14 protein-coding genes are annotated in these 15,985 nt (G+C 64.9%); 2 read left to right on the forward strand and 12 right to left on the reverse strand.

Annotated elements, in window-relative coordinates; translation table 11 throughout:
* Positions 1–11 precede the first annotated feature (11 nt).
* From DSOUD_RS12740 to DSOUD_RS12780, 9 genes are all read right to left on the reverse strand, one after another.
* Positions 12–1,229 carry an ABC transporter permease gene (locus tag DSOUD_RS12740; protein ID WP_053551370.1) on the reverse strand — a complete coding sequence of 406 codons (1,218 nt, stop codon included), beginning with the start codon at positions 1,227–1,229 and terminating at the stop codon, positions 12–14.
* Positions 1,226–1,972, reverse strand: coding sequence for an ABC transporter ATP-binding protein (locus DSOUD_RS12745; RefSeq protein ID WP_053551371.1), 747 nt, complete (start codon positions 1,970–1,972; stop codon positions 1,226–1,228). The genes DSOUD_RS12740 and DSOUD_RS12745 overlap by 4 nt, the downstream gene beginning before the upstream one ends.
* Positions 1,969–3,159 (reverse strand): efflux RND transporter periplasmic adaptor subunit, encoded by a 1,191-nt coding sequence (locus DSOUD_RS12750; RefSeq protein ID WP_053551372.1) that lies wholly within the window; start codon positions 3,157–3,159, stop codon positions 1,969–1,971. The genes DSOUD_RS12745 and DSOUD_RS12750 overlap by 4 nt, the downstream gene beginning before the upstream one ends.
* Entirely contained in the window at positions 3,156–4,520 is a 1,365-nt protein-coding gene (locus DSOUD_RS12755; protein WP_198300314.1) for a TolC family protein, read from the reverse strand. Before DSOUD_RS12755 ends, DSOUD_RS12750 begins: the two co-directional genes overlap by 4 nt.
* Positions 4,521–4,663: 143 nt before the next feature.
* Positions 4,664–5,161: a Spy/CpxP family protein refolding chaperone gene (locus DSOUD_RS12760; protein WP_053551374.1), complete on the reverse strand. Its 498-nt coding sequence runs from the start codon at positions 5,159–5,161 to the stop codon at positions 4,664–4,666.
* Between the two features lie 64 nt (positions 5,162–5,225).
* Positions 5,226–5,810 carry an SH3 domain-containing protein gene (locus DSOUD_RS12765; protein WP_053551375.1) on the reverse strand — a complete coding sequence of 195 codons (585 nt, stop codon included), beginning with the start codon at positions 5,808–5,810 and terminating at the stop codon, positions 5,226–5,228.
* A 204-nt stretch (positions 5,811–6,014) separates the two neighbouring features.
* The gene (locus tag DSOUD_RS12770) at positions 6,015–7,340 is read right to left on the reverse strand and encodes an anaerobic C4-dicarboxylate transporter (protein ID WP_053551376.1); all 1,326 of its coding nucleotides are present in this window, start codon (positions 7,338–7,340) and stop codon (positions 6,015–6,017) included.
* A gap of 174 nt (positions 7,341–7,514) precedes the next feature.
* Positions 7,515–8,207: a response regulator gene (locus DSOUD_RS12775; protein ID WP_053551377.1), complete on the reverse strand. Its 693-nt coding sequence runs from the start codon at positions 8,205–8,207 to the stop codon at positions 7,515–7,517.
* Between the two features lie 226 nt (positions 8,208–8,433).
* Positions 8,434–10,053: an ATP-binding protein gene (locus DSOUD_RS12780; protein WP_198300315.1), complete on the reverse strand. Its 1,620-nt coding sequence runs from the start codon at positions 10,051–10,053 to the stop codon at positions 8,434–8,436.
* Positions 10,054–10,322: 269 nt separating this feature from the next.
* Between DSOUD_RS12780 and DSOUD_RS12785 the strand changes: the two genes are divergently transcribed.
* Complete coding sequence (locus DSOUD_RS12785) at positions 10,323–11,774, forward strand: ATP-binding protein (protein ID WP_053551378.1); 1,452 nt, start codon at positions 10,323–10,325, stop codon at positions 11,772–11,774.
* Positions 11,771–12,439: a response regulator gene (locus DSOUD_RS12790; RefSeq protein WP_053551379.1), complete on the forward strand. Its 669-nt coding sequence runs from the start codon at positions 11,771–11,773 to the stop codon at positions 12,437–12,439. Before DSOUD_RS12785 ends, DSOUD_RS12790 begins: the two co-directional genes overlap by 4 nt.
* Before the next feature lie 234 nt (positions 12,440–12,673).
* Here the strand turns inward: DSOUD_RS12790 and DSOUD_RS12795 are convergent, their stop codons facing one another.
* The 3 genes from DSOUD_RS12795 to DSOUD_RS12805 form a co-directional block, all read right to left on the reverse strand.
* Complete coding sequence (locus DSOUD_RS12795) at positions 12,674–14,110, reverse strand: putative nucleotidyltransferase substrate binding domain-containing protein (RefSeq protein ID WP_082351268.1); 1,437 nt, start codon at positions 14,108–14,110, stop codon at positions 12,674–12,676.
* A gap of 106 nt (positions 14,111–14,216) precedes the next feature.
* Positions 14,217–15,278, reverse strand: coding sequence for a hypothetical protein (locus DSOUD_RS12800; protein ID WP_053551381.1), 1,062 nt, complete (start codon positions 15,276–15,278; stop codon positions 14,217–14,219).
* A gap of 72 nt (positions 15,279–15,350) precedes the next feature.
* On the reverse strand, positions 15,351–15,971 hold the full coding sequence (locus DSOUD_RS12805; RefSeq protein ID WP_053551382.1) for a hypothetical protein: 621 nt from the start codon (positions 15,969–15,971) through the stop codon (positions 15,351–15,353).
* Positions 15,972–15,985 lie beyond the last annotated feature (14 nt).

Genomic DNA, 15,985 nt, shown 5'->3' on the forward strand with positions numbered 1-15,985 from the left:
CGAACCGGCCCCTATTCGTAGCGCAGGGCGTCGATGGGGTTGAGGTTGGCGGCCTTGCGCGCCGGGTAGAAACCGAAAAAGATGCCGACGGCACCGGTGAAGAGGACGGCCACGGCGATCACCGCCGGGTTGATGACGACGCTGATGCCGAGGAGGCTGCCGAATCCCCAGGCGGCGCCGAGGCCGCAGGCGATGCCGATCAGGCCGCCGAGCAGACTGAGGATCGCCGCCTCGATGAGGAACTGGGAGAGAATATCGACGGAGCGGGCGCCGATGGCGAGGCGGATGCCGATCTCCCGGGTCCGTTCGGTGACCGAGACGAGCATGATGTTCATGATGCCGATGCCGCCGACGAGAAGGGAGACGGCGGCGATGGCGGAGAGGAGGAGGGTCAGGGTGCCGGTGACCCGGGTCGCCATCTGGTTGATTTCGGTCTGGTCGCGGATATTGAAATCGTCGAGTCCCCCGGCGGGAATTCTGTGGGCCTCGCGCATGATGGCGATGATCTCGTCCTTTGCCCCCTCCATCTCCTCGGGACTGGCGGCGCTGGCGACGATGGAACGCACTGTTTTGCCGTCTCCGAGGCGGTAGAGGACGGTCGTCGAGGGGGCGAGGACGATGTCGTCCTGATCGGTGCCGAAGGCCGACTGCCCCTTGGCGGCGAGGACCCCGATCACCCGGAAGGGGACATTGCGGATGCGGATGGCGGCGCCGATGGGGTCTGCTCCGGAAAAGAGTTCGCGGGCCACCGTCTCGCCGAGGAGGGCCACCTTGGCCCGGGTGCGGACGTCGCGCTCGGCAAAGGGAGCGCCGCTGGCGACCTGGTAATTGCGGATCTCCAGGTATTCGGGAGAGACGCCGGTCACCGCCGTGTTCCAGTTGCGGCCGCCGGCGATGATCTGGCTGGTGACGCGGATTTCCGGAGAAACCCCCTGCAGGAGGGTGGTCTCCTGGCGCAGCCGGGCCACGTCCTCCATGGAGAGGGTCTCGAGGGTCCCGGCGCCCCCCCGGGCGCCGCCGACCTGGCTGCTCCCCGAGCGCAGCATGAGGAGATTGGTGCCGAGGGAAGCGACCTGCCCCTCGATATCGCGCTGCGACCCCTGGCCGAGGGCGACGAGGCAGATCACCGAGCCGACGCCGATAATGATGCCGAGCATGGTGAGGAGGGAGCGCATCTTGTTGCGGGCGATGCTCTGCAGGGCGACCTTGATCAGCTTGCGCCACTTCATGCCGGCACCTCCTGTCGGGCCGCGGCCAGGTCTTCGGCGGCCTGCCGCGTCGCCGCCACCGCCTCGTCGCGCTGCACCAGGCCGTCGCGCAGTTCGACGATGCGGCTGCAGTAGCGGGCGACCTCCGGCTCGTGGGTGACGAGAACGATGGTCATCCCCTCGGCGTTGAGCTGCTGGAAGACGGCGAGGACCTCGAGGGTGGTGCGGCTGTCGAGGTTCCCCGTCGGCTCGTCGGCAAGGATGATCGCCGGCTCCGTCACCAGGGCGCGGGCGATGGCGACCCGCTGCTGCTGGCCGCCGGAGAGCTGATTGGGGACGTGGTCGAGACGGTCGCCGAGGCCGACCCGGACCAGGGCCGCCGTGGCGCTGGCCCTGGGATCGGCGATGCGGTGACGGCGGTCGTAGAGAAGGGGGAGTTCGACGTTCTCCAGCGCCGTGGTTCGCGCCAGAAGGTTGAACCCCTGAAAAACGAAACCGATCTTTTCGTTGCGGATGTCGGCCAGGGCGTTGCGCCCCAGGGTGCCGACGGACACCCCCTCGAGGAGATAGTCGCCGGCACTCGGCCGGTCGAGGCAGCCGAGGATATTCATCAGCGTCGACTTGCCGCTCCCCGAGGTACCCATCACCGCGACGAATTCCCCGCGCCGGATGGTCAGGGAGATCCCGCGCAGAGCGTGAACCTTCACGGCGCCGAGATCGAAGACCTTGGTGACGCCGGCGATGACCAGGGTTTCCTCGGTCATTTTCGCGGCCTCCCCCGCATCGCTCCGAAGAGGGAAAAGCTCTTTTTGACCTTGGTGTCTTCCCTGGCCGGGCCGGTGACCACCGCATCCCCGGCCTGCAGTCCGTCGTCGGAAATCGCCGTCACCTGGCCGTCGCTGGCAAGAGTTGAAACCGCTACCTTCTGCAGCTCCCCGGTCGCACCGAGACGAAAGACCCGCCCTCCCGTTTTTGCGGCGGAATGGTGGGATTGGCCGCTGGCAGGAGCAGATTCCTTCTCCTCCGGCGTGAAGCGCAGGGCGGCGTTGGGGATCAGGAGCACGTCTTCGAGATGTTCGACGACGAAGTCGACGGTGGCGGTCATCCCCGGCAGCAGCACCCCTTCCGGGTTGGCCGCCTCGACGATCACCGTGTAGGTGACCACGCTCTGCACCGTCTCCGGCTGCAGCCGCACCTGGCGTACGGTGCCGGCGAAGGTGCGGTCGGGGTAGCTCTGCACGGTGAAACGCACCGCCTGCTCCGGGCGGATCTGACCGATATCGGTCTCGTCGACGTCGGCCTCGATCTGCATCCGAGCCAGGTCGCGGGCGATGACGAAGAGGGTCGGGGTATTGAGACTGGCCGCCACGGTCTGGCCGGCGTCGATGCTGCGCTGGATCACGGTGCCGTCGATGGGGGAGCGGATCGTCGCGTTGCGCTCATTGGTGCGGGCCCGGGCCAGAGTCGCCCGCGCCTGATCGAGGGCGGCCCGATAGCGGTCGACGTTGAAGCGGAGGGGGAGAAATTCCTGCTCCGAGAGATACCCCTTGTCGTAGAGGGGACGGCTGCGCTCCAGCTCCCTTTGGGCCAGGGCCAGATCGGCCTCGGCGCGGGCGACGGCGGCTTCTCCTTCGGCAACGGCTGCGGCAAAGAGGGCGGGCTTGAGAGTGGCCAGCACCTCTCCTTTTTCCACCCGGCTGTTGAAATCGACCAGCACCTTGTCGATCGTCCCCGAGACTTCGGTGCCGACGGTCACCGTCTCCACGGCCGCCAGGGTTCCGGAACTGGAGACGGTGCGCTCGAGGGTGCCGCGGCTCACTTCGGCCGTTTTGTATCCGGGGGCCGGTTCGCCGGAGCCCCCTGCGCCCCTGAAGAAGAGAGCGGTCCCCCCTCCGAGAAGAAGGAGCAGGACGACGGCGAGGAGCCAGAAGAGGCGGCGGGATCGTTTCATGATTTTTCCTTACGGGGCGTCAACAGGGGAAGGAGCGTCTCGAGGTCGCCGCGGGCATACCCGACGGCCAGGGACTGCTGCAGCAGTCCCTGCCGGGCACGGACCTCGTCCCCCCGGGCGCGAACAAAGGTGGCGCGGGCATCGGCGAGATCGATCCAGTTTGTCGCCCCGACCCGGTAGCGGGCCTCGGCGGCGTCGAGGGCCTGCCGGGCGTAGTCGAGCTGGGCCCTGGAGACGGTGAGCTGCAGCTCGGCCCGGCGGTAGTCGGCCAGTGCCTGACCGATTTCGACGCCGATCTGCTGGCGCAGTCGCGCCACCTCGGCGACGGCGTCGCTCTGGCCGATGCGGGCCTGGGCGACGCCGGTGCGGGTGAGAAAGCGGTCGAAGATCGGTACATTCAAAAAGAGGCCGACGGAGGCGTCGCCGTTGTCCCGGGTCAGCTGATCGTTGAGGTTGCGGCCGCTGCTCAAGGAACTGTAACCGGTGCCGGCCGAGGCCGTCAGATCGAGCCGCGGCAGATAGCCGCCCCGAGCCCGGCGCACCTCTTCTTCGGCCCCTTCGATCCGCCGGATTCCGGCCAGCAGGTCGGGACGAAGTTCCCAGGCCAGCGCCAGGGTTTGCCCCGCATCGATCCCCTGCAGGACGGCGACCAGGGCGAAGGGGTCGGGGGAAAGGGGTTCGACGACAAGGGGCGGCTCCATCCCCAGACTCTGGAGCAATTGCAGTCCGGCGACCTCGAGGTTGCGCCGGGCGTCGAGGAGATCGAGTTCCGCCTGGGCCGTGGCCGCCTGCTGGCGGTAGAAATCGGTCACCGAGCGGCTGCCGGCGCGATAAAAGGCATCGACCTGTTCGAGGAGCGCCTTCTCCCGGGCCAGACTCTCCTCGGCGACGGTCACCAGCTCCCGTGAGGTGAGGACGGCGATGAAGGCGTTGGCCGCATTCATGGCCGTCGTCTGCTGCTGGCGCAGCAGTTCCCCCCCGGCGGCGTCGAGCCGGCGCCGGGCGGCGCCGAGATCGGCGACGTCGGCAAAGCCGTTGAAGAGATTGAGACTGGAGGAGAGATCGAGGTTCAGGGTGCGGGAGTCCCCGCCGTCCCCCGGCGGCGGCTGCTGGGCGTAGCGTTCGACGGCTCCGGCGCTCCCCTGCAGATCGGGGAGAAATGCGCCGCGGGCTGCCGTGACAGAGACGGCCGCCGATTCCCGGCGGTTGCGGGCCAGGGTCATGGCGGGGTGTCCGGTTAGCGCCATCTCGACGGCGCCGGGGAGAGTCAGTTGAAGCACCGGCGGCGCCTCTGCCGAGGCGGGGCCTGAAGTCAGGGCGCCGCCGAGGAGCAAGACGGCGAGGGTCAGGAGTCGTGACATCGGTTTCATCGGTACGGTCTCGCGGAGGCGGCGCCGCAGGGTTTTCCTGCGGCGCCGCGAAAAATATCGAATCAGGCAAGAACGGGCGGAGGCGGAGAGGCTCAGGATAAGCCCGAATGTCCGCTTCTGCAACCCCCTTCTGTCTACAGTTGCCCCCCCTGCGGAGCGCCGCGGCGGCCGCGGGGGCCCTTCCCGTCGTGCAACATCGGCCGCAGCTTCTCGGCGAGAAGGCGCTGCTCGGGGGTGAGCACGGCGTGAATCCGGTTCTGCATCCGGGCCCGGGCCACGGTCAGCTCGGTACGGATTCCCGCCTGAGCCGCGGCCAGGGAGCGCACTGCCCCCTCGTCAAAGGGCTGGGCCTTGGCGGCCTCCGCCATCGCTTCCCGGCTGGCGGACATCTCCTTTTTCAGCGGCGCCACCAGGGCCCGCTCCTCCTCGCGGATGGACTCGATCTGCTGCTGCTGTTCGGCGCTCAGGCCGAGGACCTCAGCCATCCGCTCCATTCTCTCCCCTCTCTTGCCGCAATCCCCCGGTTCGCAGTTGCCGGGGGTGTCGCAGCGCTGGGCGAAGGCCGGCTGCAGGGCGAGGCCGCCGCTGAGGGTTAGGGCGAGAACGGCGATCATCATGAGATGCTTTTTCATAATCTTCTTCTCCTTGGTTGCGGGGCGAGGCCCCGGATTTAGAAAGGTAATGACCATTGACCTGCTAGCCGCGGGCCGGGGCCTGGGTAAAGCGACTCATCACCCAGCCGTAGCGCCCCTGGGCGAGCTGCACATATTGCCAGCCCGGGGTACTGCCGGCGACATGCAGGGTTTCCCCGCGGTGGGCGACGGCGATCACCGGGAAGTTACGTCCGGGACCGGAGCGGATATTGAGCCGCTTGATCTCCACGGCCACCCAGTCACGATTCGACCGGTGCCGCGGCGCTTCCACCACCTGGTATCCGCGGCGCACCGGACGGTAGTAGGTCTCCCCGACCAGAAAACAGGGGATCCCGCCGATGCTGATCCGGATGTGCCCGTTCGGAATGCGGGCGACGACGGTGCCGACGGCCGGAGCCTGATGGCGACCCCTGTTTGAATCCTTGCCTCTGAATTGACCACGGTGGGCAGAAGAGTCCCGACCATTGTCCCGAGCGTGGTCCGTCTGTCGTGAGAAATCCCTGTCCTGATCCCCCCGGCGATCGTGACTTTCGGCCTGGGCCAGAGCGGCCCCGCCCAGGAGGAGTCCGAGACTCAAGGCAGCGACCAGGGCCCGAAAAGTGCTGTATTTTCCTGCCTGCGTTTTCATGGTTGTGCTCCTTTCCCTGCATAAAGATGAAAGAGAATGTCTTTGTGCTACAACCGTTTTCCTTCCGATCTGGAAGCAAGGCTAACAGCCGATTAAGGAGGAAATGTGGAACAATTGAGGAAAGGATCTTTTCCAAAAAAAAAGGGAGGCCGCTTCATCCCTCGAAGCGGCCTCCCCTTTTTTTTCACGACTCCTGATGAAATTCTAAATGAGGACCATCGCCAGCGGATAGCCGATCAGACAGGCGACGACCACGGCGATCAGGCCGGGAGCCATGAAGCTGTGGTTGAAGTAATACTTGCCGATCTTGGTCGTCCCGGAAATGTCGAAGTTGACGGTGGCGATGTCGGAGGGGTAGTTGGGGATGAAGAAATAGCCGTAGCTCGAGGGCATGATGCCGATGAGCAGCGCCGGCGGCAAGCCCATGGCCAGGCCGACGGGGAGCATCATCCGGCAGGTCGCCGCCTGGCTGTTGACCACCACCGAGACCACGAACATGGCCAGGGCAAAGGTCCAGGGGTAGGAGGTGACCATGGCGGTGATCCCGGTTTTGAAGCTCGGCATGGCGTACTGGAAGTAGGTGTCGCTCATCCAGGCGATGCCGAAGATGGCGATGGCCGCCACCATTCCCGACTTGAAGACGACCCCCTCGGGGACCTTTGACGATTTGGTTTTGGTGACCAGGAGGATGATCCCGCCGAAGGCCAGCATCATCATCTGGATGATGACCGCCATGGAAATCGGCTTGGCCCCGGCGGACTGGGTGCGGATTTCCGGGAACATGGCGATGACGACGATCACCGCCAGGGCCAGCAGAAAGACGAGCACCGAGTTGCGGGCGGCCACGGGGAGCTTTTCATCGAGGGTCGTGGCGGTGGTGTCCTTTATGCGCTGACTCCACACCGGGTCGGCCAGGCGCCGCTGATACTCGGGGTCATCCTCGAGTTCGACGCCGCGGCGCATACTGTAGAGGGACATGGCCAGGTTGCCGAGGAGGGTGGCGGGGATCGTGACGGCCAGAATTGACATCAGGGTGAGGCCGGGAGCGACGTTGGTCATCTGCGACAGGTAGTAGACGACGGCGGCGGAGATGGGGCTGGCGGTGATGCCGAGCTGGGAGGCGACGGAGGCCGCCGCCATGGGGCGCTCGGGGCGGATGCCGTTTTTCAGGGCCACGTCGCCGATGATCGGCATGATGGTGTAGACCGCATGGCCGGTGCCGAGCATGAAGGTCATGGTGTAGGTCACCAGCGGTCCGAGGAGGGTGACCCGCTTGGGATTGGAGCGCAGGATGCGCTCGGCCACCTGCAGCATGTACTTGAGGCCGCCGGCCGCCTCGAGAATCGACGCACAGGTGACGACGGCCATGATGATCAGCATGACGGTGATCGGCGGGGAGGTCGGAGGCATCTTGAAGATGAAGACTTCGGCGGCCAGGCCGATGCCGGAGATCACGCCGAGGCCGATGCCGCCGTAGCGGCTGCCGAGATAGAGCATCAGGAGCAGGAAAAGAAACTGGATGTAGAGCATGGAGGCCTCCTTGAGGGGGTGAGGGGATCGGCTGCTCTCCGCTGCGGTCGGCAGGCTGGGCAACCGGTTGTTGTCCCCACTCTAGAGGCTTGACTATCGAGATGTAAATATTGGGATTTTAAAAAGAATTGTGTCTTTAACGACCTTTTTGCCCATTCTGTTCACGGCGGAAAATCAGGACTTGCGCAGATAGCGGCGCTCGGGGCGCCCGACGGCGCCGTAGAGGAGATCGGCGACGAGAAAACCTTCCGAAACCATGAATTCGAGATAGCGCCTTGCGGTCGAACGGCTGACGCCGACCTGGGCACCCACCTCCTCGGCACCGAGATCCTTGACGCCCGGATTCTCGAAAACCAGGCGTATTTTCTTCAGCGTCAGGGGATCGACCCCCTTGGGGAGAGTCGCGCTCCCCCCGTCGGCCACGGGATGGGGGTAGAGGAGATGGTCCACATCCTTCTGCTCGAGGGGCCCGCCGCTTCGCACGAGGTGGAAGAAATCCCGGTACTTCTGCAGCGCCTCCTGAAACCGGGGAAAAGAGACCGGCTTGATGATGTAATCGAAGGCTCCTCCGCGCAGCGCTTCCTGCAGGGAGGCCATCTCCCGGGCGGCGGTGATCAGGATGAAATCGCTCGGCGCCGCCCCGATCCGCATCTCCCGCAGCAGTTCCATGCCGTTCCCCTCGGGAAAGAAGAGGTCGAGGAGGACCAGGTCCGGCTCGAGGACCTCGAGCATTTCGGCGGCCCCGGCAAGGGAATTGGCCAGGCCGACCACTTCGAAACCGTCGAGCTTTTCCGTGAAGCGCCGGTGCAGTTCGGAGATCCGCTCATCGTCTTCAACGATCAGCACCCGGATCAATCCTGGATTCATGGCGAAGTCTCCCCTTTTGGTTGTTGCTCATTGCCCTGACCTGATCAGGTCTTGCCTGCCCTGCGTCTTTGCGTCTTTGCGTGGGATGCTTGGAGTATTTCAAAAAAGGATCATCGCACGCCCGTTCGCTATGCTCACTAGAGACGCAGAGCTCGCGGAGAGAAAACCCTCTTGATCATCTTGTCATTTCCTCTTCGCAACGACATTGCGTCAAGGAGGCCGATTTTTACTTGAGTTCTCTCCCAACACCCTTAGGAATGATGGCGGTAAAGAGGGCGCCGCCGATTTCGCCGCGGCCGACGGTGATCTCTCCCCGGAGGGCATCGAGGGCCCGGCGCACCAGGAACAGGCCGATCCCCCGGCCGGTTCCCCCCTTGGTGGTCACCCCCTTTTCGAAGAGGGTGGCGGCAATGTTCGGGGAGATCCCCTCCCCCGAATCCTCGACCTCGAAAAGGAGGTCCGGCCCGAGATCGGTGAGAAACAGGCGCACCTCGCGGCGGGGCGCATCCCGCACGGCGTCGAAGGCGTTGTCGAGGAGGTTGCCGAGTATGGTGAGCAGATGGTTGCGGTCGAGGTGCTCCGGCAGGTCGGTCAGGAAACTCTGCCGGTCGAAGATGAAATCGATCTTGAGCTCCCGGGCGCGGTTGAACTTGCCGAGAATCACCCCGGCGACCACCGGATCGGGAACCGCCTCGGCCAGGGTGCGGATCAGGTCCTGATAGCCGCTCGACTCGGTCATGATCAGGTCGAGGGCCTCCTGGTGGGCGCCGATCTGGATCAGCCCGGCGATGGTGTGCAGCTTGTTGGTGTATTCATGGGTCTGGGCCCGCAGCAGCTCGGAGTATTCCTGCATCTGGGAGAGCTGACGGGTCAGGCGGTCGAGTTCATCCTTGGGGCGGAAACTGGCCACGGCACCGGCTCCGGCGGCGCCGAAGGGGAGGATATTGACGACCATCGTTCTCCCTGCCAGGGTCATTTCCCGATCGAAGAGCGGCTCGCCTTCCCCGAGGGATCGCTCGAGATCGGCACAGGGGCAGACCTCGGTCAGTCGCCTTCCGCGCAGGTCGGCGGAAGGGCTCTCGCCGAGATAGCGCCGCGCCGCCGGGTTGACCAGGGTCAGGCGCCCCTCTCCGTCGACGGAAATGATCCCCTCGCGAATGGCGCCGATGACCGCATTGCGCTCCCGAAAGAGGGCGGCGATTTCCTGCGGCTCAAGGCCGAATATCACCGATTTGAGCCCCCGGGCGATGAGGGTGGCGCCAAAGATCCCGAAGAGCACCACGACGGCGGCGTACCGCAGAATCTCCCATTGCTGCTCCCGCACCACCGCCTCGATGTCCTGCACTAGATATCCGACGGCGGCAAAACCGATGATCTCCTCCCGATCGTCGCGCACGGGAACGATGCCGCGCAGGGAGGGTCCGAGGGTCCCCACAGACTCGGACGCGTAGGACTTCCCTTCCTTGAGGGCCAGGTCGATATCGCCGCCGACGAAGTGCTCGCCGATTTTTTTCGGGTCGGGGTGCGAAAGGCGAATCCCCCGGGTATCGCCGATGACGACAAATTCGGCGTCGGTCGCCTTGCGGATCGCCTCGGCCGCAGCCTGAACGTCCCTGCTGTTTCCGGTCCGCAGACCTTCCCTGATCGCCGGATTCAGGGCGACGGAGCGGGCGACCTCCACCGCCTTGCGCCCGATCTGCACGCGCAGTAGATTTTCCACCGAGTCGGAGAAGAGGGCGCCGATGAGCCCCACCAGCAGGAGGAGAAGTCCGGTGACCAGCAAAATGAGCTTGACCTGCAAACTGCGCGGCAGCAGGCGATCCAGACGGGACACCAGTGAATTCACGGGAGGGCTCCAAGGGGAGAATTGGGTTCGGGGCATGGATCTTTCCCCTGGCAATCATAGGCCATATCCCCTGTCCGGGTCATGAAAAAACGCGTCAAGGCCCGACCGTTGTGCGTCATCAACGGCAAATACGGCCCCGCGACAGGTCAATTGTGCAGGGATTGAGGAAAAGTGGGCGCCGATTCAAGTATTCGTGGCGGTCATCGCCATGGATATGATAGGAGAAGGAGACAAAGAGGACTACGGGTGTCGACACCCAGGGGACGTCTATGAGAATCAGGATACAATACCGGCTCTTTCTCGCCTTGCTGGCCGCCTCGGGGCTGGCGGTCTTCGGCATGTTTTTCATCATGCAGTGGAGCATCGACCGCGGCTTTCTCCAGTACGTCAACACCCTCGAACAGAGCCGCCTCGAACGCCTGGCGGCAGGGCTTGAAGAGGCCTATGCCGCCAGGGGGAGCTGGGCCTTTCTCCGCGACGACCCCGCCGAGTGGCTGCGCCTGATGCTGCGCACCCTCCCCGAGGGGAGTCTTACCCCCGAGCAGAGGGAGCGGCTGGAGAAACGACTGGAGCGCCGCGCCGAGCAGGGGCGTCTCCCTCGTCCCGAGGGGCGCCTTCCCGGGCCGGCCCATCGTTTCGAGAGCCGCGTCCTCCTTCTCGACGCCGACGGGAGTCGAATCCTCGGCCCGGGGGGCGCCGGCGCCGATCTGCCCCGCACCCCCCTGCGCCACGACGGCACCGTCGTCGGCTCCCTGATCCTGCTGCCGCAAAAAGAGCTCTCCGACGTTCACCAGTTGCGCTTCGTCCAGCAGCAGAAGCTGGCCCTGGCCCTGGTCGGCCTCGTCGTCCTCCTGATTTCCACCCTTCTCTCCCTGCTCCTGGCCCGGCGCCTGGTGCGCCCGATCCAGCTTCTGGCCACGGCGACCCGACAGCTCGCGGGCGGAGCCTACGCCACCCGGGTTCCGACCGTCTCCGGCGACGAACTCGGACAGCTCGCCCGGGACTTCAACGCCCTGGCCCTGACCCTGGAGAAAAACGAGACGGCGCGGCGTCAGTGGGTGGCCGACATCTCCCATGAGCTGCGCACCCCTCTTTCCGTGCTGCGCGGGGAGATCGAAGCCTTGCAGGACGGCATCCGCCAGCCGACCGCCGAGGCCATCGCCTCCCTGCACACCGAGGCGATGCGCCTGGGGCGCCTGGTCGACGACCTCTACCAGCTGGCCGTCTCCGATCTCGGCGCCTTGAGTTATCGCAAGGAGAAGACGGATTTCACGGCCCTGTTGCGCGAGGCCCTCGCCTCCGTGCGCCCGCGCTTTGCCGACAAGGGGCTGACCCTGAAGGAGGAGCTCCCCGCCGCCGACCTGAGGCTTTTTGCCGATCCGCAGCGCCTGCATCAGCTGTTGGCCAACCTGCTGGAGAACACCCTCAAATATACCGATGCGCCGGGAGAGGCCCGGGTGAGCCTGCAGGCTGAAAAGGCGACGGCCGTTCTCCGGATCGACGACAGTCCCCCCGGGGTTCCCGAGGAGGCGTGGACACGCCTCTTCGAGAGTCTCTACCGGGTGGAGGGTTCGCGGAGCCGGACGACGGGGGGAGCCGGACTCGGCCTGGCCATCTGCCGCAACATCGTCCAGGCCCACGACGGTTCGATCACGGCGGGTCCCTCCCCCCTGGGCGGGGTTCGGATCACCATCACCTTCCCGCTGGAGAAAATGCCATGAGCGGACGCATCCTTATTGTCGAAGACGAAGAGAAGCTCGCCGCCCTCCTTTCCGACTATCTGCGCCAGGGGGGATTCGAGCCGCAGACCCTGGGGGACGGCGCCGCCGCCGTCGAGCTGATCCGCAGCGAGCGCCCCGACCTCGTCCTGCTCGACCTGATGCTGCCGGCCAAGGACGGCATGGAGATCTGCCGGGAGGTGCGCGCCTTTTCGGCCGTTCCGATCATCATGATCACCGCCCGCATCGAGGAGATCGACCGCCTTCTCGGCCTGGAAATCGGCGCCGACGACTACATCTGCAAGCCCTTCAGCCCCCGGGAGGTGGTGGCCCGGGTCCGGGCCGTCCTGCGCCGGGCGGCCCCGGGGAATGGCGCCATGGGCGGCCTCGACCTCGATCCGTCCCGCTACCGCGCCGTCCTCCACGGCCGACTCCTCGATCTCACCGCCGTCGAGTTTCAGCTCCTCGCCTATCTCGCCGCCCACCCCGGACGGATTTTCTCCCGCAGCCAGCTGATGGATCACATCTACCCCGACGACCGCATCGTCAGCGACCGCACCATCGACAGCCATATCAAAAAGTTGCGCAAGAAGATCGCCGCCGTCGCCCCCGACGAAGAGCTGATCCGTTCGGTCTACAGCGTCGGCTACAAGTTTGAGGCCGACTGAATATTTCTGCGGACATTGGATGAAAAAACGCAACCATTCTATTCCCTTACTCAACGACACACCCTGTGGTCTGCGGCTGTTGCTTGCGGGAAGTCAAGTGACAACGTTGGACGCGGGCAATGGCTGCAGACCACATGCGCTCGCTTAGGTGCTGAATAGTTAAAAAAAACCGCCCCCGGATTCCTCCGGTCGGGCGGTTTTTTTATCGTCGTCACTCTCTTTCGAAGGCTTCCTTCAAACCATCTGACCCAGCGGATAGCGGCGCTCCATCACCCCCTGAAAGGAGCGCACCCCCTCGAGGGCCACCTGCAGTCGCCCCTTTTCCATGCGGTTGAGCAGGTCGAGGGCAATCCGGTTGTCCGGGAGGCGTTTTTCCCGGATCGCCTCCACCTGGGTGCGCAGGCGGAAGTAGACCAGGGCGTGAAAGGTCGCCTCCAGATCGTCGGCTTCCCGGCGACTCAGGACCTTGTGCCGAACCAGTCGTTCGATCCGCTCGGCCGTCCCCGTTTCCGATACCCCCTCGGAGAGGGCGAGAATCTTGACCCCTTCGGTGATGGTAAAGATGCCGGCCTTTTTCAGATCGAGCTTTCCCCTGTGTTCCCCCTTTTCCGTCTTGATCCGGCCGAACCACCCGAGCGGCACCCGGAAACGCAGCATTTTGGCGGTCATATGCCCGAGGAAAATCTCATCTCCGGCAAGGCGGCCGAGGATATGCTCCTTCAAGGCCTTTTCCAGCTGCAGATCCCCCTGCAGGGCCCGCATATCGGCCACCATTCCGATCCGCAGGAGATTGTCGGCGACCGGGGTCCCGAACCACTCATCGAGGACGACGCGCCATTCGGAGAGGCTGTGACGCCACAGGGGGTTGTTGGCCATGATCCCTCCCGGGCAGGAGGGGATGCCGACGGCCAGGATTCCGGATATCAACGCCTGGGAAAATTCTACCATCCGCTGTCGTTCCTGGAGGGTCAGGTCATCGGCGTAAACGAGGGCGTTGTCCTGATCCGTGGAGAGGGTCTGCTCCCCCCGCCCCTCGCTCCCCAGGACCAGGAAGGCGAAACGCCCGGAGAGGTCGGAGAATTCTTCAACCAGCAGAAGATCGACCAGCCGGACCAGAATCCGGTCGTTGAGATGGGCGATATTCCGCACCAGGTCCTGAACCGCCACACCGGCGCCGAGGAGTTGGACGACCAGTTTCTGAACCTGTTCAAAGAGGGTTTTGAGCGTTTCAACATCGTCCGCCTCCTCGATGTCCAGGATCAGGTGCTGGGGGGTGCTGTTCTGAAGGCGCAGAATATCCGAGTCGGTGATGATTCCGGCCAGGCGCCCGGCGGCATCGACGACGACCAGCCGGTGAATCCCGGACCGGGAGAGGCGGTGCAAGGCCTCAAAGAGAAAGGTGTCCTCGCCGACGGTGATCAGCGGCGAGCTCATGATGTCGCCGACGGTCAGGGTCCGGGGATTTCGACCTTCGGCCACCGCCTTGTTGCGCAGATCGCGGTCGGTGAGCATCCCCGCCGGCACGCCGGCGCGGCAGACCACCAGCCCGGAGATGCCGTGCGTCCGCATGATGGCCGCCGCCTCGACCAACGGATCGTCGGCCGAACAGGTAATCACCTCGCGGCGGCAGTACTCCCCCACCGGCTGGAAGAGGGTGTTCAGTTCATTCACGGTTGCTCCCCGAACTCGGAAATCCATCAGTCAATGTCCACCACCGGCGGCTCGGCACTGGACAGGGTCAACGCCGGCAGATCACCGGACCGGCAGGATCATATTTTCAGTGCGTCGGCAGAATTTCCAGGGCCCGGGATCGCCAGGAGAGGACGGCGGTCTGGGTGAACATGCGGTCGGCAAGGGAAGGGAAGCGGGTGCGGATCACCTCGCCGGCGAAACCGGCGAGAAACCTCGACTTGAGCTCGGCCCGGGCCCGGTCCACGCCGATGTCCTCATAGGGGACCGAGGCAAGGAGCAGGAAGCCGTCGTCGGGGATTCGCCCCGCCTGCATGTTGGCCTCGATGATGCCGGCGGCCTGGCCGATGGGATCGGCGAGGTCGGGGCTGTAGGGGCCGACGATGAGAGCGAGGTTGGGGGTATGGAGAAAGTCGAACCCCTGGCCCAGACAGATCATCCATTCCCGGTGCTCGATATCCAGCAGGCGCGAGGTCGTACGAACCTGGGCGATCCACTCCAGGTTCCCGTACATCAGGCGCAGCAGGTCCTCCCTCATCTGTTCGGGGAGATCGGGGCACAGGGCTGTGAGGCGGGGACCGAGGGAGCCGGCCTGCGCTTTGGAGATGGCCGCCAGATCGATGACCTCGCCGTTTTTTCCGTGAATGAGGAGGGCGTCCTCGTCGGTCTCGAAGCCGCAGATGATCGGATAGACGGTTGCGTGGCCGGTGCCGAAGATGTGTTCGGCCTGCCGTTTGATGGTGCGGGTATGGGCCAGGGCCGCCTCGGTGTCGTAATGGAACCCGGCGCACCCCCGCGCGACATCGCCCCGCGAAAAGTGATAGGTGATGAAAATCAGCACCCGGCGGCCGCCGGCCACCATGCGGTGCACGTGGCTGGCCAGAACTTCTCCCAGATGCGGCCAGCCGAGGTCGAACATGCCGCCGAGATTGCGGAAAGGCTGGATGATGCCGGGGGGCGTACCGGTGGCGACCGGGATGTTGATCCGCCCGTCCATGCACTTGAGGACGACGATGGCCGTGGGATGCTTGGCCTGATAGCGCTCCCGTGCCAGGTACGCCTCGGGACTGCGGAACTCGGCGGTGTGGCGACGCGCCAGATCCTGCAGCCAGTCGATCCGTTCCCCGATCGGCCTGTGATGAATCGTCATGGCTGACTCCCGGCAAACGTAGGGATGGCGGTGGGATTGTCCGGCCTGCTCTTCCTGGCCCGGCCTCCCCTGTTACGGGCCGAGAACAAAACGGACCTGAAAATCATTCACACCTAAAAACTGCGCTTCGCGCATCAGCGCGGTGACGTCGATCTCCACGTCGAAGCCGGCGTCGGAATCGAAGATGTCGAAGGTTTGAACCGCCAGGGGGGCGGAAGAATAGTCGCCGGAGTTGAGTCCCCCGGGCGCCACCGAATATTCGACCAGATCGAGGAGTACAGGGACGGTGCCGGCAAAATCGACGAAATTGACGAAGACGGTCAGGGTCGCAGAAAAGATGTCGGCATTCAGCGGGATGTCCGGCCCGCCCGTCGAGCCGTCGAGGGGAAAATCGAGGAAGGCCCGGTACTCGGGGCGGTTGCGACTGGCGCTGTCGATGCCGAAGAGGAGGGTGAACGAGCCCTGGGTGATGGTGAAGGAGTCGAGGACCGGGTCGAAGGCGATGTCGCCGTCCGTCGGCTGATCGCTGAGGATGAAGTCTGTAAACGTCCCCGGTAGCCCTGGGAGGGTGTACTGAACGGTCAGTTCCGGCGCGGTGAGCTCGACGGTGGGGCGGTCGTCGATTCCCACCAGCCCCGGCCCGGTAATAATGACAGGATCGTCCCCGCCCCCGCAGCCGGACAGAACCGTCATGAGGGCTCCGAGAG

The organism is Desulfuromonas soudanensis (genome assembly GCF_001278055.1).
Classification (GTDB): domain Bacteria; phylum Desulfobacterota; class Desulfuromonadia; order Desulfuromonadales; family WTL; genus Deferrimonas; species Deferrimonas soudanensis.